At 52.8% G+C, this 24070-nt stretch carries 26 protein-coding genes and 2 other annotated features; of the genes, 22 read left to right on the top strand and 4 right to left on the bottom strand.

The window, feature by feature from the left end:
- The first annotated feature begins 5 nt into the window (after positions 1-5).
- Complete coding sequence (locus tag NYE33_RS34715) at positions 6-914, top strand: YitT family protein (protein WP_039302151.1); 909 nt, start codon at positions 6-8, stop codon at positions 912-914.
- A 192-nt stretch (positions 915-1106) separates the two neighbouring features.
- Here NYE33_RS34715 and ligD read toward each other — a convergent pair whose 3' ends face one another.
- The 3 genes from ligD to ku form a co-directional block, all read right to left on the bottom strand.
- A complete protein-coding gene (ligD, locus tag NYE33_RS34710) occupies positions 1107-1991 on the bottom strand; it encodes a non-homologous end-joining DNA ligase (protein WP_076242282.1) in 885 nt (294 codons plus the stop codon).
- Positions 1992-2166: 175 nt separating this feature from the next.
- On the bottom strand, positions 2167-3165 hold the full coding sequence (locus tag NYE33_RS34705) for an ATP-dependent DNA ligase (protein WP_256703720.1): 999 nt from the start codon (positions 3163-3165) through the stop codon (positions 2167-2169).
- A complete protein-coding gene (ku, locus tag NYE33_RS34700) occupies positions 3158-4150 on the bottom strand; it encodes a non-homologous end joining protein Ku (RefSeq protein WP_336103790.1) in 993 nt (330 codons plus the stop codon). Before ku ends, NYE33_RS34705 begins: the two co-directional genes overlap by 8 nt.
- A 214-nt stretch (positions 4151-4364) precedes the next feature.
- Between ku and NYE33_RS34695 the strand changes: the two genes are divergently transcribed.
- The 8 genes from NYE33_RS34695 to NYE33_RS34660 all read left to right on the top strand — a co-directional run bounded on the left by NYE33_RS34695 (position 4365) and on the right by NYE33_RS34660 (position 11867).
- The gene (locus tag NYE33_RS34695; protein ID WP_341069881.1) at positions 4365-4544 is read left to right on the top strand and encodes a hypothetical protein; all 180 of its coding nucleotides are present in this window, start codon (positions 4365-4367) and stop codon (positions 4542-4544) included.
- Positions 4545-4556: 12 nt separating this feature from the next.
- Positions 4557-4742 carry an H-type small acid-soluble spore protein gene (locus tag NYE33_RS34690; protein WP_039302140.1) on the top strand — a complete coding sequence of 62 codons (186 nt, stop codon included), beginning with the start codon at positions 4557-4559 and terminating at the stop codon, positions 4740-4742.
- 643 nt (positions 4743-5385) lie between these two features.
- Complete coding sequence (locus NYE33_RS34685) at positions 5386-6396, top strand: DMT family transporter (RefSeq protein WP_341069879.1); 1011 nt, start codon at positions 5386-5388, stop codon at positions 6394-6396.
- Between the two features lie 237 nt (positions 6397-6633).
- Positions 6634-7125, top strand: coding sequence for a tRNA (adenosine(37)-N6)-threonylcarbamoyltransferase complex ATPase subunit type 1 TsaE (tsaE, locus tag NYE33_RS34680; protein WP_081956381.1), 492 nt, complete (start codon positions 6634-6636; stop codon positions 7123-7125).
- Positions 7122-7955, top strand: a complete 834-nt coding sequence (gene tsaB, locus NYE33_RS34675) for a tRNA (adenosine(37)-N6)-threonylcarbamoyltransferase complex dimerization subunit type 1 TsaB (RefSeq protein ID WP_042134049.1) — start codon at positions 7122-7124, stop codon at positions 7953-7955. The genes tsaE and tsaB overlap by 4 nt, the downstream gene beginning before the upstream one ends.
- Entirely contained in the window at positions 7952-8476 is a 525-nt protein-coding gene (gene rimI / locus NYE33_RS34670; RefSeq protein ID WP_042134051.1) for a ribosomal protein S18-alanine N-acetyltransferase, read from the top strand. The genes tsaB and rimI overlap by 4 nt, the downstream gene beginning before the upstream one ends.
- A complete protein-coding gene (gene tsaD / locus NYE33_RS34665) occupies positions 8473-9522 on the top strand; it encodes a tRNA (adenosine(37)-N6)-threonylcarbamoyltransferase complex transferase subunit TsaD (RefSeq protein ID WP_042134052.1) in 1050 nt (349 codons plus the stop codon). The genes rimI and tsaD overlap by 4 nt, the downstream gene beginning before the upstream one ends.
- A gap of 54 nt (positions 9523-9576) precedes the next feature.
- Positions 9577-9871, top strand: a binding site (T-box leader).
- Positions 9872-9917: 46 nt separating this feature from the next.
- Positions 9918-10217: a binding site (T-box leader), on the top strand.
- 81 nt (positions 10218-10298) lie between these two features.
- Entirely contained in the window at positions 10299-11867 is a 1569-nt protein-coding gene (locus NYE33_RS34660) for a 2-isopropylmalate synthase (protein ID WP_341069876.1), read from the top strand.
- Positions 11868-12734: 867 nt separating this feature from the next.
- Here NYE33_RS34660 and NYE33_RS34655 read toward each other — a convergent pair.
- A complete protein-coding gene (locus NYE33_RS34655) occupies positions 12735-14690 on the bottom strand; it encodes an ABC-F family ATP-binding cassette domain-containing protein (RefSeq protein WP_341069874.1) in 1956 nt (651 codons plus the stop codon).
- A 309-nt stretch (positions 14691-14999) separates the two neighbouring features.
- On the opposite strand from NYE33_RS34655, the gene NYE33_RS34650 reads away from it, so the two are divergent.
- The 13 genes from NYE33_RS34650 to NYE33_RS34590 all read left to right on the top strand — a co-directional run bounded on the left by NYE33_RS34650 (position 15000) and on the right by NYE33_RS34590 (position 24065).
- Complete coding sequence (locus tag NYE33_RS34650) at positions 15000-15659, top strand: 5-formyltetrahydrofolate cyclo-ligase (protein ID WP_341069872.1); 660 nt, start codon at positions 15000-15002, stop codon at positions 15657-15659.
- Positions 15650-16126, top strand: coding sequence for a cyclic pyranopterin monophosphate synthase MoaC (gene moaC / locus NYE33_RS34645; RefSeq protein ID WP_042134058.1), 477 nt, complete (start codon positions 15650-15652; stop codon positions 16124-16126). Before NYE33_RS34650 ends, moaC begins: the two co-directional genes overlap by 10 nt.
- A gap of 90 nt (positions 16127-16216) precedes the next feature.
- A complete protein-coding gene (locus NYE33_RS34640) occupies positions 16217-16702 on the top strand; it encodes a MogA/MoaB family molybdenum cofactor biosynthesis protein (RefSeq protein ID WP_039302112.1) in 486 nt (161 codons plus the stop codon).
- Positions 16703-16830: 128 nt separating this feature from the next.
- On the top strand, positions 16831-17073 hold the full coding sequence (gene tatA, locus NYE33_RS34635; protein WP_039302110.1) for a twin-arginine translocase TatA/TatE family subunit: 243 nt from the start codon (positions 16831-16833) through the stop codon (positions 17071-17073).
- Between the two features lie 116 nt (positions 17074-17189).
- Positions 17190-17954, top strand: coding sequence for a twin-arginine translocase subunit TatC (gene tatC / locus NYE33_RS34630; RefSeq protein ID WP_039302107.1), 765 nt, complete (start codon positions 17190-17192; stop codon positions 17952-17954).
- Positions 17955-18277: 323 nt separating this feature from the next.
- Complete coding sequence (groES, locus tag NYE33_RS34625) at positions 18278-18559, top strand: co-chaperone GroES (protein WP_039302104.1); 282 nt, start codon at positions 18278-18280, stop codon at positions 18557-18559.
- Positions 18560-18698: 139 nt separating this feature from the next.
- A complete protein-coding gene (groL, locus tag NYE33_RS34620; protein ID WP_039302101.1) occupies positions 18699-20327 on the top strand; it encodes a chaperonin GroEL in 1629 nt (542 codons plus the stop codon).
- A 256-nt stretch (positions 20328-20583) separates the two neighbouring features.
- A complete protein-coding gene (locus NYE33_RS34615; protein ID WP_341069870.1) occupies positions 20584-21744 on the top strand; it encodes a hypothetical protein in 1161 nt (386 codons plus the stop codon).
- Between the two features lie 167 nt (positions 21745-21911).
- Positions 21912-22247: a hypothetical protein gene (locus NYE33_RS34610; RefSeq protein WP_246354306.1), complete on the top strand. Its 336-nt coding sequence runs from the start codon at positions 21912-21914 to the stop codon at positions 22245-22247.
- 42 nt (positions 22248-22289) lie between these two features.
- Complete coding sequence (locus NYE33_RS34605) at positions 22290-22586, top strand: hypothetical protein (RefSeq protein WP_341069869.1); 297 nt, start codon at positions 22290-22292, stop codon at positions 22584-22586.
- Positions 22587-23276: 690 nt separating this feature from the next.
- Positions 23277-23531 carry a hypothetical protein gene (locus tag NYE33_RS34600; RefSeq protein WP_039302090.1) on the top strand — a complete coding sequence of 85 codons (255 nt, stop codon included), beginning with the start codon at positions 23277-23279 and terminating at the stop codon, positions 23529-23531.
- On the top strand, positions 23528-23704 hold the full coding sequence (locus tag NYE33_RS34595) for a hypothetical protein (RefSeq protein ID WP_156118540.1): 177 nt from the start codon (positions 23528-23530) through the stop codon (positions 23702-23704). Before NYE33_RS34600 ends, NYE33_RS34595 begins: the two co-directional genes overlap by 4 nt.
- Complete coding sequence (locus NYE33_RS34590; RefSeq protein ID WP_341069867.1) at positions 23691-24065, top strand: hypothetical protein; 375 nt, start codon at positions 23691-23693, stop codon at positions 24063-24065. The genes NYE33_RS34595 and NYE33_RS34590 overlap by 14 nt, the downstream gene beginning before the upstream one ends.
- Positions 24066-24070: the final 5 nt, after the last annotated feature.

Here is a 24070-nt window from a genome sequence, read left to right as displayed (position 1 = left end):
GTTCTATGACTGTAAGCCAACAAATCTTTACGAGTGAGGAACAGAAGAAGCCTCAGAAATCAGGAGCCTTCAAGACAGCGAAGCTGGCCCAGCGGATTGTGATGATTGTCATCGGAGCGGCCATGATGTCTGTTGCGCTTGAGATTTTTCTTGTTCCCAATGAGTTGATTGACGGCGGAATAACCGGTATTTCCATTATGTTGTCCCATATTTTCAATATACCTCTGGGTATTTTATTGACACTGCTTAACCTGCCGTTTCTGGTGATCGGTTATAAGCAGATTGGTAAGACCTTTGCCTTATCTACTTTATTTGCTGTAGTTGTAATGTCCATTGGGACGCAATTGCTCCATCCTGTGAATCCGATTACGGTTGAACCGCTGCTTGCCGCAGTATTCGGTGGGGTTATCCTCGGGGTCGGGGTCGGACTCGTGGTACGTTATGGAGGATCGCTTGATGGTACTGAGATTGTGGCCATCCTTGTGTCCAAGAGGCTTCCGTTCTCCGTAGGGGAAGTTGTAATGTTCTTCAACCTGTTTATTCTTTCCGGCGCGGGTTTTGTCTTCGGCTGGAATAATGCGATGTTCTCGCTGATTGCCTATTACATTGCTTTTAAATTAATAGATATTACACTTGAAGGTCTGGATCAGTCGAAATCGGTATGGATTATCAGTGATAAATTCCGTGATATCGGTGAAGCATTGACGGAGCGTCTGGGACGCGGAGTGACGTATCTGGATGGTGAAGGCGGATTCTCCGGCGATAACAAGAAAGTTATCTTTGTAGTCATTACCCGTTTGGAAGAAGCCAAGCTTAAGTCCATTGTAGAAGATTGGGATTCCGACGCATTCATCGCGATCGGTAATATCCATGATGTCAAAGGCGGCCGCTTTAAGAAAAAAGCAATCCATTAGCGAGTACGGTATAACCGGAGCGCTTTCGAAGGAAGGTATATTTACGAACGTCAGAGTAATCAATGCGGCGGCCTGTGCTTGCTGCGCCGTATTCTCATATATAATACCTTCCGTCCATATGCTGGACGCCAAATAAGCCCGCAGCCTAGAGTATAGGTAACTGCGGGCTTATTGCTGTCTTCAGGGCCATCCTCAGGGCAGCTTGGCAATAATATCACCCACCGGCTGCGGAGGGACCTGGGCGATAAGATCGCCCATCCGGGCCAGACGCTCCTCAATGTTCAGCAGATGGTAATCGGTAGGCTTGACGTTACGCTGCACTTCCTCCCACAGGAGGGGCGTTGAGACGGTTGCCAGCGGACGGGCCCGCGGGGTGTATGGCGCAGCAAGAGTTTTGCCGCCGTAATGCTGGAGGTAATCGAAATAGATTTTGTCCCCGCGGTTTTTCTTCAGGCGCTCCAAAGTGAACAGATCGGGACGCTTCTCCGTAACATAGCGGCCGACGAAATGGCCTACCCGGCGCAGGCCGTCGAAGGTGACTCCCGGCTCCACCGGAACAATGATCTGCACACCGGTGGCACCGGAGGTCTTGGGTACAGAGGCCAGTCCCAGGGACTTCAGTACCTCGCCCACCGTAGCGGCTGCCTCCATAATACGCGGCTCGACCTCAAGCGAGGGGTCCAGATCAATCATCCATTCGCAGGGGAGCTCACTGCCCGCATAATGCAGCGAGGGATGGAATTCGAGCGCGGCTAGATTGCCGAGCCAGAGCAGCTCCGGGAGCCCCTGCAGCACAATATAGGTAATATTCTCATGAGTTGCTGTATGCACGAATTCCGGCAGCGGCTCCGGGGCATTCTTCTGATAAAAGGACATCCCCGGTACACCGTGGGGGTAGCGGATTACCGTAAGCAGGCGGCCTTGGCAATAGCGCAGCAGATAAGGGGAGAGCGCAGCCAGCTTCTGCAGATACACCTGCTTGGTGATGCCGCATTCAGGCCATAGCAGCTTATCCGGGTTCGTAATGCTGATCTCATGTCCCCCTGCGGTAATGGAGCCTCTGATCGTCTTCGGCATGCGGCATCCTCCTTGTATAGTTATACGAGCTTGAGGCGTAGTCAGGTGAGACTTTAGGCAAGGCTCAGGCAATGCAAGGCTCGTGCAAGGCTTAGACTAGACATAGTCAAGGCTCAGACAGGGCTCAGGCAAGATTAGGCAGCTCAGGTAAGGCTCAGGCCCGGTGATCCCGTTACTACGTCTGTGTTCTCTGGTCCATGCGGCAGGACAGCGGAGGGAGCTCTACCTGTGACTGTATGACCGGCTGGCGGAAGGTTCCGGAAGTATTCCATTCCAGATAGTGCAGCTTGAACACCAGCTCAGGCTTAATCCAGACCGAGCCTTTACTGCGCTGGGGCAGCTCTGCAAAAGGCATCTGCTCTGTGATCATGCCGCTGATCTGTGCGGTCAAATTCCGCCAGTCCTGTACGGTCATTTTGCCCGCTCCTGCATGGCCGATATAGTGCAGCTTGCCCTCATCATCATACAGTCCGAAGAGCAGGGCGTTGACCAGACCGTCACGGAAGGTGACGCCGCCGGCTACAGCAGTGACATCGGAGATAATTTTGCATTTCTGCCAGCGCTTATCTTTGCCTCCCGGGGCATAGGTACTGGTGAGCTCTTTGCATACAATCCCCTCCAGCCCGCCCTTCAGAGCGGCAGCGTACAGCTGTGCGGGCTGATGGTAGCTTGGCACATTCTGCACATGGGGATGGGGCAGCAGCATTTCACTTAACATCTGCTGCCGCCGGGACAACGGCTGGTCCAGCAGCCAAATGCCATTGCAGTACAGGATATCGAAGACCATGTAGAGCACCGGCACCTGCGGGCTTACCGCCCGGATCGCTGCTTCATTCTTCAGGCTATCCCTCCGCATCACCTCATGGAAGGAGGGCTTGCCGCCGCTGAGCGCAATAATCTCACCATCGAGAATGACGGAACCGGCCCGGCAATACGCCTCCGGTCTGGCAAGCTCAGGATACTGCAGCGTGCGCCGGTTGCCCCGCCGGTTGATCAGCTCGGCATGGCTTCCATCGTAATAGGAGAGCATCCGCACGCCATCCCATTTGATCTGGGCGATCCACTCCTCGCCCTCCGGGAGCCTGGAGGCCAGCACGGGCTCGAATGGAATAACCGGCTGCAGCGTAAGCGGACCGCCAATAACGGGAGGTGCGGATGACCTGCTCCTAGGCACCGGTTACCTTGCTCTTGGCCGTCCGGCGTTTCGGCTTCGGAGCGATGACCGGAATCGGGCCAGTTGCCTCGTTAACTGCCGGCACTTCCGGTTCAGGGGCAGGGGTTCCGGAGGCTTTGGCCTGTGCCGTTTTTTTCTTACCGGCCGCAGCCGCCCGCGGCTTTTTGCCTGTACCGGTTCCTGTGCCGGACAGTGAAGGTCCGGGGTCGGACGGAATATGCTGTACAGCTTCGATGCTGGCCTGCAGGGCAGCCATCAAATCGATGACATTGTTCTCCTGGCGTGCCGGAGCAATATGGAATTCCTCACCGGCGATCTTGTGCGTGATCAGGTCAAGCATCCGCTGGCGGTAATCGTCCGTGTATTTAGCGGGTTCAAACGGTGTGGACAGCTGGGAGATCAGCAGCTTGGCCATATCCAGCTCTTTGTCGTTCACGATCCCCGGCTCCGGCAGACCGGGGACCTGCGATACCGGACGGACCTCGTCCGGGTAATAAATGGTTTCAATCGCCAGGCAGTCGGCGAGGACGCGGATCGCAGCCAGACTGCTTTTGGAGCGGATGGAGATTTTGGCGATCCCGATTTTGCCGGTCTGGCGCATCGCCTCCATGAGCAGACGGTAGGCGTTGGCACCGGCCTGATCGGGAGACAGGTAATAGGTCTTTTGGAAATAAATCGGGTCGATCTCCGTCAAATCCACAAAATCCAGAATCGTAATGCTCTTGCTGCTCTCCTCGGTTAGCTGATCCAGCTCTTCCTTATCGAACAAGACAAACTTGCCCTTCTCATATTCGTAACCCTTGCCGATCTCTTCCCAGGCCACTTCCTTCTCGCACACGGGGCATTTACGCACGTAGGATAGCGGGCTTCCGCATTCTTTATGGATGTAACGCAGCGAGATATCCTTGTCTTCCGTAGCGGAGAACATTTTGACCGGAACATGCACAAGCCCGAAACTGATGGCTCCTTTCCAAACGGTATGCATGAGAATCGCCTCCTGAGTATAAGTGCTGTTTATAATTGCTGTATCATGAGTTCACGATCAATATGGCTTAGTATGACGCGATGGGGCTTTTTCTAGCCGGATGCATTATTTGCGATTCATGGGAAAAAATAAAGCCGTTCAGCATACGCATTGCACAGTGAATGAGACATTCATTGCTGGTCATTGCTGGATAGTCATGCCAAGGGAGGCCGTTATGGAAAAAGAGCGGAACAACTGGAGCGACGTCCTGTCCGAGCAGGATATCCCGGCGGAGGCTGTCGATTGGGAGAGCATTATTGCGGAGCCCGGGGAAGAGGAGCTGTACGGCGAAGCCGGACTGCTTGATGCTGATGCGACCATAGGTGATCTTTCTGCAGAAGATGAGGATGAATAGGGAGGCGACAAAATGGATGTGAAACGTGCGGGGGATATTTACGCCTCCAAGGATAGGATTGCTGTCCATCTCGATGGTGAACCGGTATGGATTGAGCATGTGGATGCCGATAACGGCATGGCCACTGTACAAGTAGGCTCCCGCCCGGATAATACACGGACCGTTGGTGTAGACCGGCTGGAGGAGCAGGGAAGCTAGATAGGCTGATGCCTCCTTAGGCAGAGGCCGGATGAGGTAGAGAAAAGGACGGATAGGAACGAACAAGAACGGATTAGGCAGATAATAAGAGTATATAAAACCGGTTGAGGAGGTATCCGATCAGCCGGTTTTTTGTAGTTTAGAAATTAAGTGATGAGCAAGTTGCTACAGCAAACCGAGCCAAATGTATGCGAAAAACCGAGTACAATGTGTCACTGAGAAGGTAACCGAGCCAAATGTATGTGAAAAACCGAATACAATGTGCTAATGCGAAGGTAACCGAGCCAATGTATGTGAAAAACCGAATACAATGTGTCACTGTGAAGGTAAGAAAGCCAAATGTATGCGAAAAACCGAGTACAATGTGCGACTGCGAGGGTAAGAGAGCCAAATGTATGCGAAAAACCGAATACAATGTGTCACTGTGAAGGTAAGAAAGCCAAATGTATGCGAAAAACCGAATACAATGTGCTGGAGGGGGATGGTTGGTGAACATAAAGGGGGATGTCTCTTTAAATCCGCCAGAAGTTGACCAGAACTTCATCACGCACAAGTTTATTTTAGAGCTGACACAAAGGTTTACGGCGAACGCCATAACCCCCTATATTTGGGGGAAGAATTTTGACGAAAAGAGATGATAGGCGTGCGTCCCATTTTGCTTGGAATCTGTTCGGCGCTGTTTTTTGCGGTAACCTTTGTGCTTAACCGTAGGATGGAGCTTGCGGGAGGAAGCTGGGCCTGGAGCGCCTCGCTGCGTTATTTCTTTACCCTGCCGTTTCTGCTGGCCCTTGTGGCCGGAAGAGGGCGGCTGAGGCCGCTGCTGGCTGCGATGAGAGAACGTCCGGGGGCCTGGCTGTTATGGGGGACGGTCGGCTTCGGCCTGTTTTATGCGCCTATATGCTTCGCGGCTGCGTATGCACCCGGCTGGCTGACAGCGGGGACCTGGCAGATCACGATTATCTCGGGCTCGCTGCTCGCCCCATTCTTCGGACAATGGGTAAGCGGGCCTTCCGGTTCTGTATACATAAGAGGTAAAATCCCGCTCCGCGGGCTGCTCCTGTCCCTGATCATTCTGGCCGGAGTAGCGCTGCTGCAAGTGGAACATGCGCGCCAGCTGACTCCATCCCAGCTGCTGCTGGGCATTATTCCGGTACTTATTGCTTCATTCGCCTATCCGCTCGGCAACCGCAAGACGATGGAGCTCTGCGGAGACCGGCTGGATGTGTTCCAGCGGATTCTCGGCATGACGCTGGCCAGCCTGCCCTTCTGGCTGGCAGTCGCATTATATGGCCTGGCAGACGCGGGCCTGCCGTCGTCCTCGCAAGCGGGACAGTCCGTGATCGTTGCCCTATCTTCAGGAATAGTGGCTACCGTACTCTTCTTCCGGGCTACGGATATGGTCCGGGGCAGCATGAGCGGCCTGGCGGCAGTTGAGGCGACCCAGTCCCTGGAGGTGCTGTTTGCCCTGCTGGGTGAGATGCTGATTCTGGCTTCCCCGCTGCCATCCCTCCTGTCATGGGTTGGGATTGCGGTCATTATTGCCGGCATGGCGCTGCACAGTCTGTTCTCCCGGTATCCGGGAGAAGCGGCATCCGGCAGAGAGAAGCGGCGCGGAGGAGCTGAAGTTCCTGCAGCCGGAAGGAAGGTTACATAATGAGAATCCGTGCAGTTAGCTCTGTACACTGGCTCCATATACAGATAACAGCGGCCTGTTGCGGTGCAAGTATCATACCGATATAATTAAAAGTATTGTTAACCGTTAAGGGATATCAAGTAGAAACGGCTACGCCGTCCTTGAAGGACGGTACCCGTTTCAGCGAGAAATAGAAGGATAAAGTATAGCGTAAAACATATCCTTTCTTATATTTTCTAAAAGGTGGTAGTTGCAGTTTTGGACAATAATATTGAAACGGTGTTTACTTACCGTTCCTCCAGCCTTCAGGACACTGAGGCGCTTGCAGCCGCCATCGCAGCCGTGTCGGAGCCGGGGATGGTGATCGGCCTGGACGGGGATCTGGGCGCGGGCAAAACCGCGTTCTCGCAGTGCTACGCCCGCCACTTAGGTGTGGAGGGGATTGTGAACAGCCCTACTTTTACAATTATCAAAGAGTATGAGGGCCGTCTGCCGCTGTATCATATGGATGTATACCGGATTTCCCTCCAGGAAGCGGATGAGCTGGGGCTGGAAGAGTATTTCTACGGCCAGGGAGTAAGCCTGGTGGAGTGGAGCAGTATCATTACGGACCTGATGCCGCCGCGGCATTTGCATATAGAGCTGAAGTCAGCCGGCCCGGAGAAGCGGGAGATTACGGTAACCGGAATCGGGGAGCCTTACGGCGGAGTATGCCGGGCGCTGATCCAGAAGTGGGGTAAAGAAACATGACGAATCTTAATAATGAGCCGCGCAAGCGGTTTTTGGCGCTGGATACATCAACGGCTGTGCTGGGGGTGGCAGTTACCGGGAACAGGGAGCTGTTGCATGAGATTAATGCTTCCGGGGAACGGAATCACTCGGTACATCTGCTGCCGATCATTGAACAGGCGCTGCAGGCCTCGGCTACGGCGGCAGACATGATCGGCGGCATTGCAGTCGGTGTCGGTCCGGGATCGTATACCGGGACAAGGATTGCTGTAACTGCAGCCAAAACGCTGGCCTGGGCCTGGAACGTTCCGGTCACCGGGGTGTCCAGCCTGCATGCGCTGGCGTGGGGCGGTTATCATGCCGCGGCTCTCCAGCAGGAAGCCGGACAGGCTGATGTGACGACCGCGAACGGGACAACGGGTCCGGACTGGATCATCCCGCTGATCGACGCGCGCCGTGGACAAGCCTACACTGCGCTTTTTGCAGCGGACGGGAGCAACCCTCCGCAGCGGCTGGCGCCTGATGCCATCCGTCTGATGGCAGACTGGGTGCGGGAGCTAGGAGAACGGCTGAAGGACGCTGCAGCAGAAGGCGTGATGCCGGGCACCCTATGGTTCACCGGGGACACGGCACTGCATGGAAGTGCAGAATCGCTGGCCCCGCTAGCCGGGGCTGGCATTGTTCAGGCACTGTCTTACGAACTCGAAGGCCGCTGGACCGGATTCTTGGCCGAAGCGGGCATCTATGAGGAAAGCGCAGATATTCACGTATTGATTCCCAATTATACGCAGCTTACCGAAGCGGAGGCTAATCTCCGCCGAAGCAGTGAAGGGAGCCTGAATAAAGGATGACGGTATCGGAACCAGGAAAAGATCAGGGGACTGAGCTTGTTTTCCGCCTGATGCGGCTTGAGGATATACCTGAGATTCTTGTGATTGAACGCGAAGCCTTCACGATGCCATGGACGGAGGAAGCGTTCCGCAACGAGCTGAGCCATAATCATTTTGCCAAATATATGGTAATGGAGCTGGCCGGGCATATCATCGGCTACGCCGGGATGTGGGCGATTGTCGATGAGGCGCATGTAACGAATATTGCGCTGCTGGAGGCCTATAGGGGACGTAAATGGGGAGACCGGCTGCTGGACGAGCTGATGAAGACGGCGGCGTATCTCGGGATGAAATCCATAACACTTGAAGTGCGGGTCTCGAACGAGGTGGCCCAGAATTTATACCGCAAAAAAGGCTTCCGTCCTGCCGGTACCCGCAAGGGTTATTATTCGGACAACCGCGAGGATGCGCTCATTATGTGGGCGGATCTGCCGGAGTACGGGGAGCAAGGGTTGACGGAAGGAAGCGTGGACTTGAAATGAAGACCGAAACGGGCGTACTTAAGCCTGTATATATACTCGCAATTGAAACGAGCTGTGACGAAACTTCAGTAGCTGTAGTCAAAGACGGATGTGAAGTGTTATCAAACATCATTTCCAGCCAGATTGAGACCCACCGGGCATTCGGCGGCGTGGTGCCTGAAGTGGCCTCCCGCAAGCATGTAGAGGTGATCACGCTGGTTATTGAGGAAGCCTTGAACGAGGCGGCAATCTCGCCGCAGGACCTGACGGCAGTGGCGGTCACCCAGGGTCCGGGGCTTGTCGGGGCGCTGCTGGTCGGTGTCGTGGCGGCCAAAAGCCTGGCGCTGGCCTGGGGCAAGCCGCTCATCGGCACCCATCATATTGCCGGCCATATCTATGCCAACCGGCTGGTCAAGGAACTGCAGTATCCCAATATGACGCTGGTGGTATCCGGCGGTCATACGGAGCTGGTCCTGATGGAACGGGAAGGCGAGTTCAAGATCATCGGGCGCACCCGGGACGATGCTGTCGGCGAAGCTTACGACAAAGTGGCCCGGGCGCTGGGCTTTCCTTATCCGGGCGGTCCCCATGTGGACCGCCTGGCGCGGGAAGCAGAAGAAGCTTTCCCGCTGCCGCGTGTATGGCTGGAGCCGGGTTCGTATGACTTCAGCCTCAGCGGCCTGAAGTCTGCGGTGCTCAACGCGGTGAACCAGAGCAAGATGAAGGGGCTGGAGCCGGATGTGGCCGGAATTGCCCGCGGCTTCCAGGAATCGGTTGTTGAGGTACTGGTTGAGAAGGCTGTGCGTGCCGTACGTGAGTTCAGCGCTGGGCAGCTTTTGCTCTGCGGTGGGGTGGCTGCGAACAAGGGCCTCCGTGAAGCGCTGACCTTGAGATGCGCCGCAGAAGGGATCGAGCTGATCATCCCGCCGCCGGTGTATTGCACGGATAACGCAGCGATGATCGGGGCCGCAGCTTATGTGAAATGGAAGCATGAAGGCGGGATTCCGCTGGATATGGTCGCCGATCCCGGCTTCTCGCTGGAGAAATGGTCTGTATCTGCCTATTGACTTCTTTTGGAGAAGCCGGGTATAATCAGTTCAATTCATGAATCTTATATTTGAACAAACGCGATGATTGGAAGCAGTAAGGAAACTCCGGGATAAGAGAGCTGCGGGAGGGTGCGACGCAGTCGAAGGAGACCTGAACTCGTCCGGGAGCGGAGCGGTGGAAGCAGGGAACTCCTTGAACAGGGAGTGCTGGCCGGTGCAGAATGTAGACCGGGCCCTTTTGTACACCGTTACGGTTGACCTCCGTAAGAGGGTTGTTGAGTGGATACCGCAGGCGCAGCAGAAGAGTTGCTGATCCGGGTATCAACAAGAGTGGTACCGCGAGGGTGAACAACCTGTCGTCTCTTGAATGAGAGGGCAGGTTTTTTTGTGCGCTGGTATAGGCACTCATAGAATTACACGCAATGAACGGGAGCAGTAGACGGCCAAGGTGAACAGAGAGCTGCGGGTGGTGCGACGCAGTCACCGGAGGCCGGCGAATCTCGCCCGTGAGCGGAACGGCGGAAAGAGCTTCAGGTACGCCGTTACGGATGTCCCCGTTACCGGACTGTTCGTATCCCCCAGGCTTCCCTTACGGGAGCAGGGAGATATGAAGCGGAGCTGGACGCAGCTTGGGCTGCCTGAATGGAATGAGGTTCAGGAGCCTATGCGTCAAAAAGAGTGGTACCGCGGAGGGGTGACCCGCCGTCTCTTTAATTAGAGACGGCGGTTTTTTGTGTTTTTTGAAGTTGAGCTGGAAGGCTGGCTGTATGAACCCAATTTGAGGAGGATGAACAATGATTATTCCGGTAAAGAAACGAATTCAGATTTTTGATACGACGCTGCGTGACGGAGAGCAGGCCCCGGGGGCTAGCCTTACCCCGGAGCAGAAGATCATTCTGGCCGGCAAGCTGGCCGAGCTGGGCGTGGATGTCATGGAACCGGGCTTCCCTGTATCCAGTCCGGGTGACTTTGCAGCGGTGGAGACCATCTCCCGCAAGATTCAGGGCGTAGAGATCTGCGGCTTCGCCCGCGCGGTCAAAGGGGATATCGATGCTGCTGTGCGGGCAACCCGGGATGCAGAGCGGCGGCGGATTCATCTGTTCATCTCCTCCTCCGACATTCATCTGCGCCATCAGCTGCGCAAGAGCAGACCTGAGGTAGTTGCCGCCGCACGCGAGATGACAGCCTATGCCCGCCAGTTCAGCGATGTGGTGGAATTCACCGCCATGGACGCTGCACGGACGGGAATCGATGATCTGATCGAGATGGTCGAGGCGGTGATTGAAGAAGGTGCAACCATTATTAATCTGCCCGACACGGTAGGGTATGCGCTGCCGCAGGAATACGGGGAAATGTTCCGGCGTGTGCGGCTCGGTGCGCGGGGAGGCGACAAGGTCATCTATAGCGCCCATTGTCATAACGACTTGGGGCTGGCCGTGGCGAACAGCCTGGCGGCGATTGCCGGCGGTGCCACACAAATTGAGGTCACCGTCAACGGAGTGGGCGAGCGGACCGGCAACTGTGCGCTGGAGGAGCTGGTTATGGCGCTGGAAACACGGGGGGATGCTATCGGTGCTGAGACGGGCATCCGGCTTGAGAAGCTGTACGATACCTCGCGTATGATCAGCGGGGCGATGCATTTCCCGATCGCCTTCAACAAGCCGGTCGTCGGCCGGAATGCCTTCCAGCATGAATCCGGCATCCACCAGGACGGCTTGCTCAAGGACCGCAGCACCTATGAGATCATGGACCCGGAACGGCTGGGCATCCCGCGCAGCATGATCATCCTCGGCAAGCATTCCGGCAGGCATGCCCTGAAGGACCGCGCAGCGAAGTACGGGATTGCCCTGGATTCAGCGGAGCTGGACGCGCTCTATGAATCCTTCAAGGAAACCGCTGACCGCCAGAAGGCCGTCAGCGATGATGAGCTGCTGCGGATGGTCAGCAGCACCACTGGTCAGCAGGCGCAGGTCTATGCGCTCGGCGAGGTGCAGGTCCTGGCAGGCAGCGCGCCGCGCCGCGTAGCCGCCGTATCGGTGCGCCATCTGCAGAGCGGCGCAGAAACCACGCACACCAGCACCGGAGATGGTCCGCTGGAAGCGATCATTGCCGCCATCGGGCAAGGGATCGCTGAGGATATCCGCTTCGACGGTCTGGAGCTGCACTCCCTGGGCAGCGGCGGGGATGCCCAGGCTGAGGCTGCCGTTATGGTGGAATGGAAGGACACCAAGTTCCGGGGGACGGCCATCCATCACGATATCGTAATGGCAGCGGGAATTGCTTACATTGCCGCCTGCAATGCAGCACTGCTGTCAGAATCGGCTGCGGATTCTCCGGAAACGGAAACTGCGGTGAACAGCTAAGCATTACCCTGCATGCAGCATTAGACACTTCATGGACGCGTCTTGCCGATGTCACTCAGACACGGCGGGGCGCGTTTTTTTAGCGGATAACTCCGAAGAAGCGGTGCAAGAAGCTGGGATGGGGTTGGCTGGTGCCGGCGGCCGGAAACAGGTGGATTTTCTCCACTTGCTTATGAACTGAGGAGCTCTTGCCAGGAAACAATTGGATAATCAGCACTTAATAGGCTGCAAATATCCAGGCTAGAGGAGACTGCATGAATTTAAATGACATTTATCCACTTAATGATCTCAAACGCTCCAAAACAGCCAAATTAAGATACGTTTATCCACCTAAATTATTATGCAGAGTGGAGGCCCATCAAAAAGTAAGGGGAATTGTACTCGCGGCAACGTCCGCCAGAAATTTTTTCCGCAGGAAAGTGCACTTCGGAAGCATCAGCAGTCTCCGGATTTTCACCGATAACAGAAAGAAAAAATCTGGAGGGCACGGCGATGGGAACAACGGTTGTATCCCTTAATCAACAAATTTTGATCCATTGCGGCATTTGTCAAGCTGTGGACAACGTTATCCACATATTCCGCACGAGTTGTGTAAAAACCGTGTAAAATCAGCAATAACGCCTTTTTTTCGAAGGCCATAAACAGAAGGTTATACCTTGAATCATTTTTGCGAAAACTGTGGATAATGTGGATAATTCGGTGGATAAAAAGTCCTTGACAAGGAAAATAGCGATTTTACGCATAAAAAAAGCCCCGGAGGGCTATTTTTCAACAGGAGTTATGCACGAAAACTGTGGATGGAGCTGTGGATAACTATTTATGAACAAATCGGAAACAGTTGAATTTTATTTTTTTACTGCCTTTACATTATTCGTCAGCCAGTTGCTCCCATTCGCTAAATAAATCTGCCAGCTGCTGTTTCTTGTCCTTCAGATCACTTTCATGCTCCTGAAGCGCCAGGTAATCCTGATATACCTCAGGTTTGGTCATTTCATGCTCAATTCCGGAGATGGCTTCCTCCAGCCTGGCGATATTCTCCTCTAGATCAGAGATCCTCCGCTGGCGGTTGCGCTCCTCACGCTTGGCCTGTTTGTCTGCTTCATAAGAGAGCGAGGTCCCTTTCTCGGCAACAGCAGCCTCGCTGTCCGCATTCCGGGAGGACTTGGCGGCGGCAAGCTCCGCTTCCTCCTCGGCAATGGCTTCAAGTTCACTTTTTTTCTCGACATAGTCGTCATAGTTACCGAGATATTGATCAATACCTCCAGGATGCAGCTCGAGCACCCGCTCAGCCATTTTGTTCAGGAAATAACGGTCATGGGAAATGAACAGCAGTGTACCTTCAAAATCAATTAATGCCGCTTCCAGCACCTCACGGCTGACCAGATCCAGATGGTTGGTAGGCTCATCGAGAATCAGCATGTTGGCTCCGCGCAGCATCAGCTTGGACAGCGCTACCCGTGCTTTCTCGCCGCCGCTGAGTGCCGCAACCTTCTTCAGGACATCCTCGCCGCTGAACAGGAAATTTCCGAGAATGGTACGGATCCGTGCTTCCTCCAGCATCGGGTACTCACTCCATAGCTCCTCCAGGACGGTGTTGCGCGGATTCAGCCTCGTCTGCTCCTGATCGTAGTAAGCGATCTTCACCTTGGTTCCCCAGTTGACCGTTCCGGCGGATGGTTCACGGGTGCCGGTCATGCACTGCAGAAGCGTGGACTTGCCGATACCGTTCGGACCGATCAGCGCCGCTGTCTCGCCGCGTCTAAGCTCAAAGGAAGCATTGCGAAACAGTGGGGCAGCCCCTTCGTTAAAAGCTACTGCGACCTCGCGGACCTGCAGCACTTCCTTGCCGGACATGAAGTCAGGCTCGAAGGAGAAGCTGGCCTTCTTCAGATCGCCCAGCGGCCGGTCGATGCGCTCCATTTTGTCGAGTGCCTTACGCCGGCTCTGCGCCCGCTTGGTGGTGGAAGCCCGCACAATATTGCGTTGTACGAAATCCTCCATCCGCGAAATCTCGTCCTGCTGCTTCTCATATTGCTTCATGCGGATCTCATATTCCGCTGCCTTCAGCTCCATATAGCGGCTGTAATTGCCTGTATATCTGCGGGACTGGTGCCGCTCAATTTCCACTATGGTCGTGACCAGACGGTCGAGGAAATACCGGTCATGGGAGACCACCAGGATACCGCCGGGATATCCGCGCAGATAATCCTCCAGCCAGGTGAGCGTCTCAATGTCCAGATGGTTGGTCGGCTCATCAAGCATAAGCAGATCAGGAGCCTGCAGCAGAATGCGCGCCAGTGCCAGGCGTGTCTTCTGACCGCCGCTGAGCGTAGCGATCGGGGTCTCGGGTGCAAATTCCCCGAAGCCCATACCATGCAGGACGCTGCGAATCCGTGTGTTCATCTCGTAGCCGCCATGATCCTTGAACCAGTCTGAACGTCTGGCGTAGCGCTCGAGCAGATCCTCATAACGCTTCGGATCTTCCGCGAGCGCCGGATCAGCGATATCCGTTTCCAGCTGCCGCAGCTCCGCCTCCGCCTCAAGCAGCGGCGCAAAAACAGCGAGCATCTCTTCCTGAATGGTTTTATCGGATTGCAGGCCGCTGTTCTGGGCCAGATACCCTATTGTGGTTTCTTTGGATTTATGAATTTGCCCGCTGTCATACGACATCTCACCTGCGAGAATCTGCAGGAAGGTGGACTTGCCGGCCCCGTTGACGCCTACCAGACCGACTCTTTCCTTCTCATTGACCATCAGGCTGATGCCGTCCAGCACGCTTTGTATTCCATATGATTTCGAAATTCCTGTCGCTTGAAGAAGCATTCTGATGAAACCTCCGCCCTTGCATATTCGCCTTGGCTCATTACGCCCGGCTTGTAATAATCTTATTCTATAGTTTACATGAAAAAGGTTTGCCGCGCGAGGGGGCTGCATCATTCCTGAGGGCCCTGACGGCGGCAGATCAGCTGTCCGGGCTCCCGGCATTTCACGGCGGGACGGTCAAAGACAGTGCGCAGAACATTCTTCTAACAATGTAAATGCCATAGCCTTGGCGAACCGGGGAGAAGAGTGGTAAACTGAGCTTACAAACTATGATAAGCTAGGAACATGTTGAAGAGGAGGCGGCTGCCTATGCAGGACAGCAGCATGCGGCTTGCTCTCCGGAAGCGTGAGCTGCGTGCCGGGAAGGCCGCTCTCCGGGACGGACTATCCATGGAACAGAGAGGCCGGTTGTCTGCTCTGGTATGCAGTCATGCCTTGACCTGGTTCTCTCAGGAGCAAGGGGATTCACTGCTGGCCTATGCCCCGTTCCGCTCTGAGCTGGATTGCCGCCCACTGCTGGCTGAAGCTTGGGCCAGAGGACATGAAGTGCTGCTTCCGAGGGTCGTCCGGGAGAGCGGAGTCCTGAGCATCCATCCGGTCCGGTCCTGGGAAGAGCTTGCTCCGGGAGCTTACGGTATACCGGAGCCCGTAACCGAAATAGCAGGTCACGGCGCTTACGCCGGCAAGAGTGAGAGATCCGGCCTGCCGGATGCCGTATTCGTACCCGGCCTGGCCTTCGACTTGCGCGGCGGGCGGCTCGGCTATGGGCAGGGCTACTATGACCGCCTGCGGGCAGAGTGGGAAGCAGAGCTTCCTGAATCTGCCGCCAGGCCCCTGTGGGTGGGACTGGCTTTTAGCCTGCAGCTGGTACCTGAAGTGCCGCTGGAAGAGCATGATGCCTTAATGGATGTGCTGATTACGGAGAACGGCATTTGGGACTGCCGGAAGGAGAGGAAGACATGGAGTTAACTCATTTCAATGAACAGGGCAGAGCCCGCATGGTGGATGTGAGCGAGAAGGAAGTCACCAGCCGGACAGCGGCGGCGCGAAGCCGGGTGCAGATGGCCCCGGAGACGCTTACCGCCATTAAAACGGGCAGAATCAGCAAGGGAGATGTGCTCGCCGTAGCCCAGGTTGCGGGAATTATGGCTGCCAAGCAGACCTCCGCCTGGATTCCGATGTGCCATCCTTTGCCGCTTACCGGGGTGGATATCAGCTTCTCGGATAACAGCAAAGATGAACTATATATAGAAGCAACCGTCAAGACTACCGGCAAAACCGGTGTGGAGATGGAGGCGCTGACTGCAGTTTCAGCAGCGGCGTTGACCGTATACGACATGTGCAAGGCGCTGCAGAAGGATATGATTATCGGACCTACCCTGCTGGTGTCCAAGAGCGGCGGCAAGAATGGCGATTACGCGCTGGAGGAAGAATAGCTAACAGCATGAGACTTACGCTGAAGGTGCGGGCAGCGGCTGTATCAAGCAGCCGGACTTACATAGTACATAGAGAGGGAGGGACAACCTATGGCGTGGAAAACAGCAATCCTGACGGCCAGCGATAAAGGGGCCAGAGGCGAACGGGAAGACACGAGCGCCCAGGTTATTCGGGAACTGGTGGAAGAAGAGCTTGGAGGCGAGATTGTAGAATACCGGATCGTACCCGATGAGCAGGATGAGATTATTGCTGCATTGATTGAACTGACAGATTATTTCCAGGCGGATCTGGTGCTGACTACCGGGGGAACCGATCTGGCGATCCGCGACGTTACACCGGAGGCTACACGGCGTGTCATTGAACGTGAAGTCCCTGGACTCTCCGAGGCGATGCGCAGCACAGTGATGCAGAAGAACAGGGCGGTGATGCTGTTCCGGGGAATCTGCGGCATCCGCGGCCGGACATTGATTGTCAATCTGCCCGGCAATCCTAAGGGTGTGCATGAGAACCTGGCGGCTATTATGGATCAGCTGCCTGAAGCCTTGCTGATGGTTACCGGACAATACCGGCAATAAGTGCACATGCTCCGGTAACTTCAGCATGATTCGTCACTCTAGACGATGGATGTGTGATATAAGTTATGGTATTATTAATTTATCGTTAACGATATCATGAACGGATAGAGTGATGGGAGGAAACAGTAATGCTAAATGGTATTGGTGCACCCGGAATTATTCTATTGGTTATCTTGGCGCTCCTGCTCTTTGGCCCGAATAAGCTTCCTGAGCTTGGGCGGGCAGTCGGACGTACCTTCCGTGAATTCAAGGACGGGGCGCGGGAGATCATTAATGAACCGGAACCGGCCCGGAAGAGTGAAGTGCCTGCTCCTCCGGCTCCGCAGACTGTAGCAGCAGAACTTCCGCAGGACCGCCGTCTGCCGGAATAATTTCCATCCACTTACGCAGGGGCGTCTTACCCAGGTCTGCTTCAGACTGGGGCGGCGCCTCTTTTTTCTCTAATCGATATAGCCATTTTCATAGTTTATTTCGGGTGGTGTCAGTCATGTCTCTGGAAGCGGAAGAAATGTCTTTGGTCGATCATCTGACGGAACTGCGCAGACGGCTTATCTACGTGCTGATCGTATTTGCAGCCGGACTTGTACTCGGGTTGTTCGTTGCCAAACCGATCTATTTGTATCTTATCAGTGCTGACCCTGCCCAGGGATTCGTGCTGCATGCCTTCTCTTTCTGGGACGGGATCGGCATGTACATGAAGATTGCCATGGCCGTGTCACTGGCGTTCTCCGTGCCGTTTATTGTCTTTCAGCTGTGGGCCTTCATCAGCCCGGGCCTTCGGCCCGTTGAACGCAGCGCAGCGCTGCGTTATGTGCCGTATGTGTTCGTTCTGTTTATTCTGGGCATAGCCTTTGCCTATTACATCGTATTTCCTATGGCCTTGTCCTTTACGATCTCGATTACGCGCAGCATGGGACTTGAGGAGACATACGGCATAGCCGAATATTTCAATTTCCTGTTCAGTCTGGTGATCCCGCTGGCCTTGCTCTTCGAGCTGCCGCTGATTGTCATGTTCCTGACCAAGCTGAGAGTGCTCAATCCGCTGCGCCTGCGCCGGATGCGGCGGTATGCCTATTTTGCGCTTGTATTTATTGCTGTGGTGATCACACCGCCCGATTTCATCTCGGATTTTCTGGTGACAATTCCGCTTCTGGTGCTGTATGAATTCAGTGTATTTCTGTCTGCGTTCGTTTACCGGAGGCAGTTGGCGGAGGATGCGCAGCGGGAAGCACGTTATATTAAGGCGGAGTAATGGAGGGGGCATATTTTGCCCCCTGGTGGATAGAATGTAAGAGAGTGTGTGCCGGACAACCCCTGAAACCATAATTTTCCCCAAAACAAATACGATTTTACGTAAAAGGACTTGAAATCCGTCTTCAAGTTGAGTATCATAAAAATTGTTGTTAGCACTGCAAGCAGTTGAGTGCTAACGCTGTGGAAAATAGGGAATGGGCCGGCGAAACAGCATTTAAGTATGCTGATTCTCAACAGTGCCATAAGGACCGCTAAGATTCCCGGCAGTTCAATCTATGTTTTCAAGGTAAACAACATAATTTCAAAGGAGGCTATTTTTTCATGATTAAACCACTAGGTGAACGCGTATTGGTAGAACCAAGCGAGCAAGAGCAAACCACTTCTTTCGGGATCGTGCTTCCGGACTCTTCCAAGGAGAAACCGCAAGAAGGCACAATTATCGCTGTAGGCAGCGGAGCTTTGAAAGACGGAGTACGTGTAGCGCTGGAAGTTAAAGAAGGCGACCGTGTGCTTTTCTCGAAATATGCCGGAACTGAAATCAAATACGAAGGCAAAGAATATCTGATTATGAAAGAAAGCGACATTCACGCGATTCTTGACTAGTCTGTTAGAGCCTTTCATAAGTTAGATCCCGATTACTTATATACACAAAACTTAAGTTTATGCTTTCGAAGCGAGTTTTGTACGAAGTGAAATTAATGAAGCGAATGCTACACAAAACTTTTAGGAGGTTAACAACACAATGGCAAAAGAAATTAAATTCAGTGAAGATGCCCGCCGCGCTATGCTGCGCGGGGTTGATGCTTTGGCAAATGCGGTTAAAGTTACACTCGGACCTAAAGGCCGTAACGTGGTGCTTGAGAAGAAATTCGGCAGCCCGCTGATCACTAATGATGGTGTTACCATCGCCAAAGAAATCGAGCTTGAAGATGCATTCGAGAACATGGGCGCGCAGCTTGTTAAAGAAGTTGCTACCAAAACTAACGATGTAGCCGGTGACGGTACTACAACTGCAACAGTTCTGGCTCAAGCCATGATCCGTGAAGGTCTGAAGAACGTTACTGCAGGCGCTAACCCTATGGTTATGCGTAAAGGGATCGACAAAGCGGTTAAAGCTGCTGTTCTTGAACTGCAGAGAATTTCCAAGCCTATCGAAGATTCCCAGTCCATCGCACAAGTAGCTGCTATCTCTGCTGCTGACGAAGAAGTAGGCCAACTGATTGCTGAAGCTATGGAAAAAGTCGGCAAAGACGGTGTTATCACCGTTGAAGAATCCCGCGGATTCCTGACTGAGCTTGAAGTGGTAGAAGGTATGCAGTTCGACCGTGGTTACATTTCCCCGTACATGATTACTGATACGGACAAAATGGAAGCTGTTCTGGAGAACCCGTACATCCTGATCACTGACAAAAAAATCAGCAGCACTCAGGAAATTCTTCCTTTGCTTGAGAAGATCGTTCAACAGGCGCGTCCGCTGGTTATCATCGCTGAAGATATCGAAGGCGAAGCTCAGGCAATGCTGATCGTGAACAAACTGCGCGGAACGTTCAATGCAGTAGCTGTTAAAGCTCCTGGATTCGGCGACCGCCGCGAAGCTATGCTGCAGGATATCGCTGCTCTGACAGGCGGCCAAGTGATCACTGAGAAGCTTGGACTGGATCTGAAAAGCACTTCCATCGAGCAACTGGGTAACGCACGCCAAGTGCGCGTAACCAAAGAAAACACTACAATCGTAGACGGAAGCGGCGACAAGGCGGATATCAATGCACGTGTAAGCCAAATCCGCTCCCAGCTGGAAGAAACGACTTCCGAGTTCGACAAAGAAAAACTGCAGGAGCGTCTGGCTAAATTGGCTGGCGGCGTAGCCGTTGTCAAAGTCGGTGCTGCTACTGAAACTGAACTTAAAGAGCGCAAGCTCCGCATCGAAGATGCCCTGAACGCAACCCGCGCTGCGGTTGAAGAAGGTATCGTCTCCGGTGGGGGTACTGCTCTTGTGAACGTATATGCTGCTGTTGCTGCTGTAGTAGCTGAAGGCGACGAAAGAACCGGCGTTAACCTCGTGCTGCGCGCACTGGAAGAACCTGTTCGCACCATCGCTGCTAACGCAGGCCAGGAAGGTTCCGTTATCGTGGACCGTCTGAAAAAAGAAGCTGTAGGTATCGGCTATAACGCTGCTACCGATGAGTGGGTAAACATGTTCGAAGCGGGTATCGTTGACCCTGCGAAAGTAACCCGTTATGCTCTGCAGAACGCGGCTTCCGTAGCTGCAATGTTCCTGACTACTGAAGCTGTTATCGCTGACAAGCCAGAACCTGAAAAGGGCGGAATGCCTGATATGGGCGGTATGGGCGGTATGGGCGGCATGATGTAAGACAGCTTTACAACCCTTGCTGAGGCAAGGGGGGAGCTGTTGGGGAGTTCAATTCCCCACATAGGGTAATACAATTAGAGGCTTCTCACGAGTTCAATGAACTTGTGGGAAGCCTTTTTTTAGCTTTGAGAATTCAAAAGTAAGGATAACTAGCGATTAAATGGAAAATAAAACCGATATATAGGTTATTAGTAACTTCTTGTTTTACATAAGCTTTCCAACGATGAAGTAGTGTATAAAGAATTGGAGGGAAGGAATGTCAGCTGGAAAAATGGTGTTTGATGCCGATGAAGCCCGGCGTCTGCAAGCGAAAATAGGACAGGTGAGTGAAGACACGAACCGTTTGTACCTGCAGCTGAAAGGCCAGGCCAGCCAATGGGACGGGCTACCCATAGGGACAGGCCGGTTGCAAGCTCAGGTGCTTATCAACGAGTTGACTGTAGAGGCGGAGAAGCTTGAGGATCTCATTCGGATAGCGGTGAAGGGTGTTCAGGACGTGCAGGACGAAAGCAAGCGTCAGGCGGGCCAGCTCAGCCAGCAGTTCGGCATTTTTGGCGGTATGTTCGGAAGTTTTGGAGCAGGGTTCGGGAGCGTGGGAAGGTTACCAATTCCGGCCTTTGCCCAGAAGATATCAACCAAACTGATTTCTTCGATAGCGATCCTGAGCGGCAGGGATGAACTGAACAGCGATCCAATGGTGCGGAAGCTTCTGGACATGAACAGTCAGTCCGGCCTGGAGACAGTGGACTCCATTGCCGTGCAAAGCAAGCTCAAGGATATCTACGAAGCACGGGACCAGATCGCAAAGGCGCAGACGGCTTTTGGCGTGTACCAGGCATTTGGAAACCAGGCGCAGATGGATAGGGTGCACCAGTTGGCGGAAGAGGCACGGGCGAAGCTGAAATCGTTTGGAGTGGATGAGGTCCAGTACCAGGCGGGGAAGGATCTGAGTGTCTACTTCAAGCAGCCGGCAGTCAAGGCATGTATGTATGATCCGTCCATTACGTCTGGTAACGTACCTCTGGTACAGAATGAAGCGTATCTACTGCTGCTGCGGATGGGGATGGAAGATGGAGCTCAGGGCAATTGGGCGAAGGGGCAGCTGGAAGGCATTCATGCTACAATGAAGCAAATGATAGCTACAGGGGTCAATTTAGGCGTACATATGATGTCGAACCAAGGTGCAGAAGCTTGGGGAGACGTCGCCCGGTTAACTTCCTCATTTGCGCAATTAGAAAGCTATAACCTGTTTAAAAGCAAAGCGCCGGATGAACAAGCGGAAGCGCCAGAGAAGTCGAAAAATGCTTTCTTAAAATCGCTGGACAGTTTCAAAGAGATTGGGACGGGTTTCATGGATACGTTAAGAATCCGTGCGGATAAAGCCACAGATTCCCATACCCCTGCGCCCCCTGCTTGAGCGCTTCGAACAGATAGGAGATCTCATCCGATACGGTGACGATGCAAAGATAAGTTTTCAGAAGCCGAAATATTATTTTCTATGAAGTATATTTATAAAGTAAGGCATGGAGAATGGCCACCACGAGATTGGACAGGATTCACAGATTGAAAGGAGAACAATTAAGTATGAACTTATCAAGTAAGCAAGCATTGGAGATTGCTTCGGCATATACAGAGAAATACAATTTATCAGGAAAAATTGTAATTAATAATGAAAGAACTGTAAAATCATATGATGGATTTGATGGAGTAGAAGGGATTACATGGATTGTCTTAGTTACAATAGAACCTACAATTTATCATGCGGATAGTGAATTTTCTATTATTATTTCTGATGAAAAGTCACAGGTTGAATACATTATTGATGCAAATGGGCATTATTACGCTCCTCATATAAAAGGAAGTGGCGGTATGACGGATGAAGAATTTGATTCACTATGGGATGATGACAGTGATAGCTAGAATTATTTAAATAGGTAACAGACTCATCATATTGCATCAACTATGGCAGGTTTAGAAAGCTATAATCTGTTTAAAAGCAAAGCGCCGGATGAACAAGCGGAAGCACCAGAGAAGCCGAAAAATGCATTGTTAAAATCGTTGGACAGTTTCAAAGAGATTGGGACGGGTTTCATGGATACGTTAAGAATCCGTGCGGATAAAGCCACAGATTCCCCTTATGACTTTGTCAACTGGATAACGTTAGGCATAGCAGGCGATCTTCCGCAGGGATATACAGGTAAGCGAAAGAGCGGGCGGATCATATGTTGGATTCACCGGAGAAGTTTGCGGATTAGTTGACGCTCGGGACAGTAGAAATGGGGAAGGGGAAGGGGAAGGGGGCATTCCACCCCGAAGAAAGCTGGTCCGCAGAGCATTGGCTGAACTGTCTGGGAGTAGTGTCATTGTTGGCAGGTCCTTTGGAAAAGTCCTTGCTATCTACAGGTGGCGAATTGCCGAAACCGTTTTACAGAAACAAGGTAATATGACTACTGCTGACGTGCAAATATCAGGAATAAAGAAAGAGTTCAATGCACATAGCAGAATGCCGCTAAATCATGAGTAGAATATATCTTAGATTTGAAAATTGATTAATCTTACGTTAGGCAAGCTCCTTACTTTTCAATGCTGAAGTTATAAATTGGGTGAAAGTGAACTTCATCCAGAATTACAAACGAATAAGTGTTGTATTTATGTTAATTATTCGCTTTTTCAAAACCTTTCCAGGTCTGGCAAGGTTTTTTTGTTGTGGATACTCACTGAAGAGACAATTTCATTTGTCGGACATCTATCCGCACACCCACCCGCCCCCGCTCTAACAATATACTGCTGCACCCAATCAGAAATGCTTTTGAAAGAGTAGATTACTATGAGGGTGTTGTGATTGGAGCGGTAGTAATGGCTGGTGGCGAAAAAGTGGACAGGGGGTAAGGGCGCATTCATTTCTGATGACAGAATCTAGATTACATTATAGGAACGGGGGGACTACCCATGGATTTCAGTGCATTGACTGGCCTTTTTGTGAATAACAATGGTTCGGTCGTGCTAAATGTCCTGTTATCTACTGCATTAATCTGGAGTATTAAGCAAATTGCGAACAAAGAGAAAGTGATTCAGAATTACCAGAAACGTGATGAAGAGAACGAAAAGCAGCTGAATGAATATAACCGTACGCTCGTCAAGCTGCTAATCGAGAGAGGCACTGCGGAGAAGAAACCTAAAGATGAGGAGGTCGTCAACAAGTGAAGCTCCTCGATATATTCAGAAAACACGAGATGAAGCCCAGCCGGGTCAAGCATGAAATAGATACCTTGGGCGAAATTCAGGAAGCGTATGAATCCAATGATCTGGAGAGACTCATTGATCTGCACCGTACCGGCTTAGGTAGAAGGGGAGATGATCTGCATGGAAATTGTTGACTTGACACTGATCACACTGGAAACGATAGCCTTTATTGCTTTTACTGCTTATGTTATCCATTACCGCAGGTATTTTATGGGACGAGGCCCCTTGCGGACGTATAATTTGTATCTCCGGAGTGTATGGGTTACCTACGGGGCTGTAGCACTGCTATGCCTCAATCTGTTGTGGGGGCGGCTGAACATCATTCTCGGATATAATACGGACGGCAGCCTATCGGGCATCATGAGGGAGTATGTCCTGATTCTGACCCTCGTAATGCTCGTATTCGCAGGCTGGATGCATAAGGAGCTATGGGATTCCAACCGGCGTGAAGAAAAGAACCGGGCCCGTTCAAACCAATCAAACAGACTCAAATAGGCCTA

The sequence above is a fragment of the Paenibacillus sp. FSL R10-2199 genome (genome assembly GCF_038000235.1).
Classification (GTDB): domain Bacteria; phylum Bacillota; class Bacilli; order Paenibacillales; family Paenibacillaceae; genus Paenibacillus_AQ; species Paenibacillus_AQ phytohabitans.
The sequence above is the reverse complement of the archived record's forward strand: the minus strand, read 5'-3'. Positions and strand labels throughout refer to the sequence as shown.

Coding starts and splice junctions, on each gene's coding strand:
- tsaD (WP_042134052.1), top strand. CDS start 8,473: ATGAAGACCGAAACGGGCGTACTTAAGCCTGTATATATACTCGCAATT.
- ku (WP_336103790.1), bottom strand. CDS start 4,150: ATGCATACCGTTTGGAAAGGAGCCATCAGTTTCGGGCTTGTGCATGTT.
- tsaB (WP_042134049.1), top strand. CDS start 7,122: ATGACGAATCTTAATAATGAGCCGCGCAAGCGGTTTTTGGCGCTGGAT.
- groL (WP_039302101.1), top strand. CDS start 18,699: ATGGCAAAAGAAATTAAATTCAGTGAAGATGCCCGCCGCGCTATGCTG.
- NYE33_RS34650 (WP_341069872.1), top strand. CDS start 15,000: ATGCAGGACAGCAGCATGCGGCTTGCTCTCCGGAAGCGTGAGCTGCGT.
- NYE33_RS34605 (WP_341069869.1), top strand. CDS start 22,290: ATGGCAGGTTTAGAAAGCTATAATCTGTTTAAAAGCAAAGCGCCGGAT.
- ligD (WP_076242282.1), bottom strand. CDS start 1,991: ATGCCGAAGACGATCAGAGGCTCCATTACCGCAGGGGGACATGAGATC.
- NYE33_RS34655 (WP_341069874.1), bottom strand. CDS start 14,690: ATGCTTCTTCAAGCGACAGGAATTTCGAAATCATATGGAATACAAAGC.
- rimI (WP_042134051.1), top strand. CDS start 7,952: ATGACGGTATCGGAACCAGGAAAAGATCAGGGGACTGAGCTTGTTTTC.
- moaC (WP_042134058.1), top strand. CDS start 15,650: ATGGAGTTAACTCATTTCAATGAACAGGGCAGAGCCCGCATGGTGGAT.
- NYE33_RS34690 (WP_039302140.1), top strand. CDS start 4,557: ATGGATGTGAAACGTGCGGGGGATATTTACGCCTCCAAGGATAGGATT.
- groES (WP_039302104.1), top strand. CDS start 18,278: ATGATTAAACCACTAGGTGAACGCGTATTGGTAGAACCAAGCGAGCAA.
- NYE33_RS34610 (WP_246354306.1), top strand. CDS start 21,912: ATGAACTTATCAAGTAAGCAAGCATTGGAGATTGCTTCGGCATATACA.
- NYE33_RS34640 (WP_039302112.1), top strand. CDS start 16,217: ATGGCGTGGAAAACAGCAATCCTGACGGCCAGCGATAAAGGGGCCAGA.
- tatC (WP_039302107.1), top strand. CDS start 17,190: ATGTCTCTGGAAGCGGAAGAAATGTCTTTGGTCGATCATCTGACGGAA.
- NYE33_RS34695 (WP_341069881.1), top strand. CDS start 4,365: ATGGAAAAAGAGCGGAACAACTGGAGCGACGTCCTGTCCGAGCAGGAT.
- NYE33_RS34715 (WP_039302151.1), top strand. CDS start 6: ATGACTGTAAGCCAACAAATCTTTACGAGTGAGGAACAGAAGAAGCCT.
- NYE33_RS34600 (WP_039302090.1), top strand. CDS start 23,277: ATGGATTTCAGTGCATTGACTGGCCTTTTTGTGAATAACAATGGTTCG.
- NYE33_RS34660 (WP_341069876.1), top strand. CDS start 10,299: ATGATTATTCCGGTAAAGAAACGAATTCAGATTTTTGATACGACGCTG.
- NYE33_RS34590 (WP_341069867.1), top strand. CDS start 23,691: ATGGAAATTGTTGACTTGACACTGATCACACTGGAAACGATAGCCTTT.
- tatA (WP_039302110.1), top strand. CDS start 16,831: ATGCTAAATGGTATTGGTGCACCCGGAATTATTCTATTGGTTATCTTG.
- NYE33_RS34615 (WP_341069870.1), top strand. CDS start 20,584: ATGTCAGCTGGAAAAATGGTGTTTGATGCCGATGAAGCCCGGCGTCTG.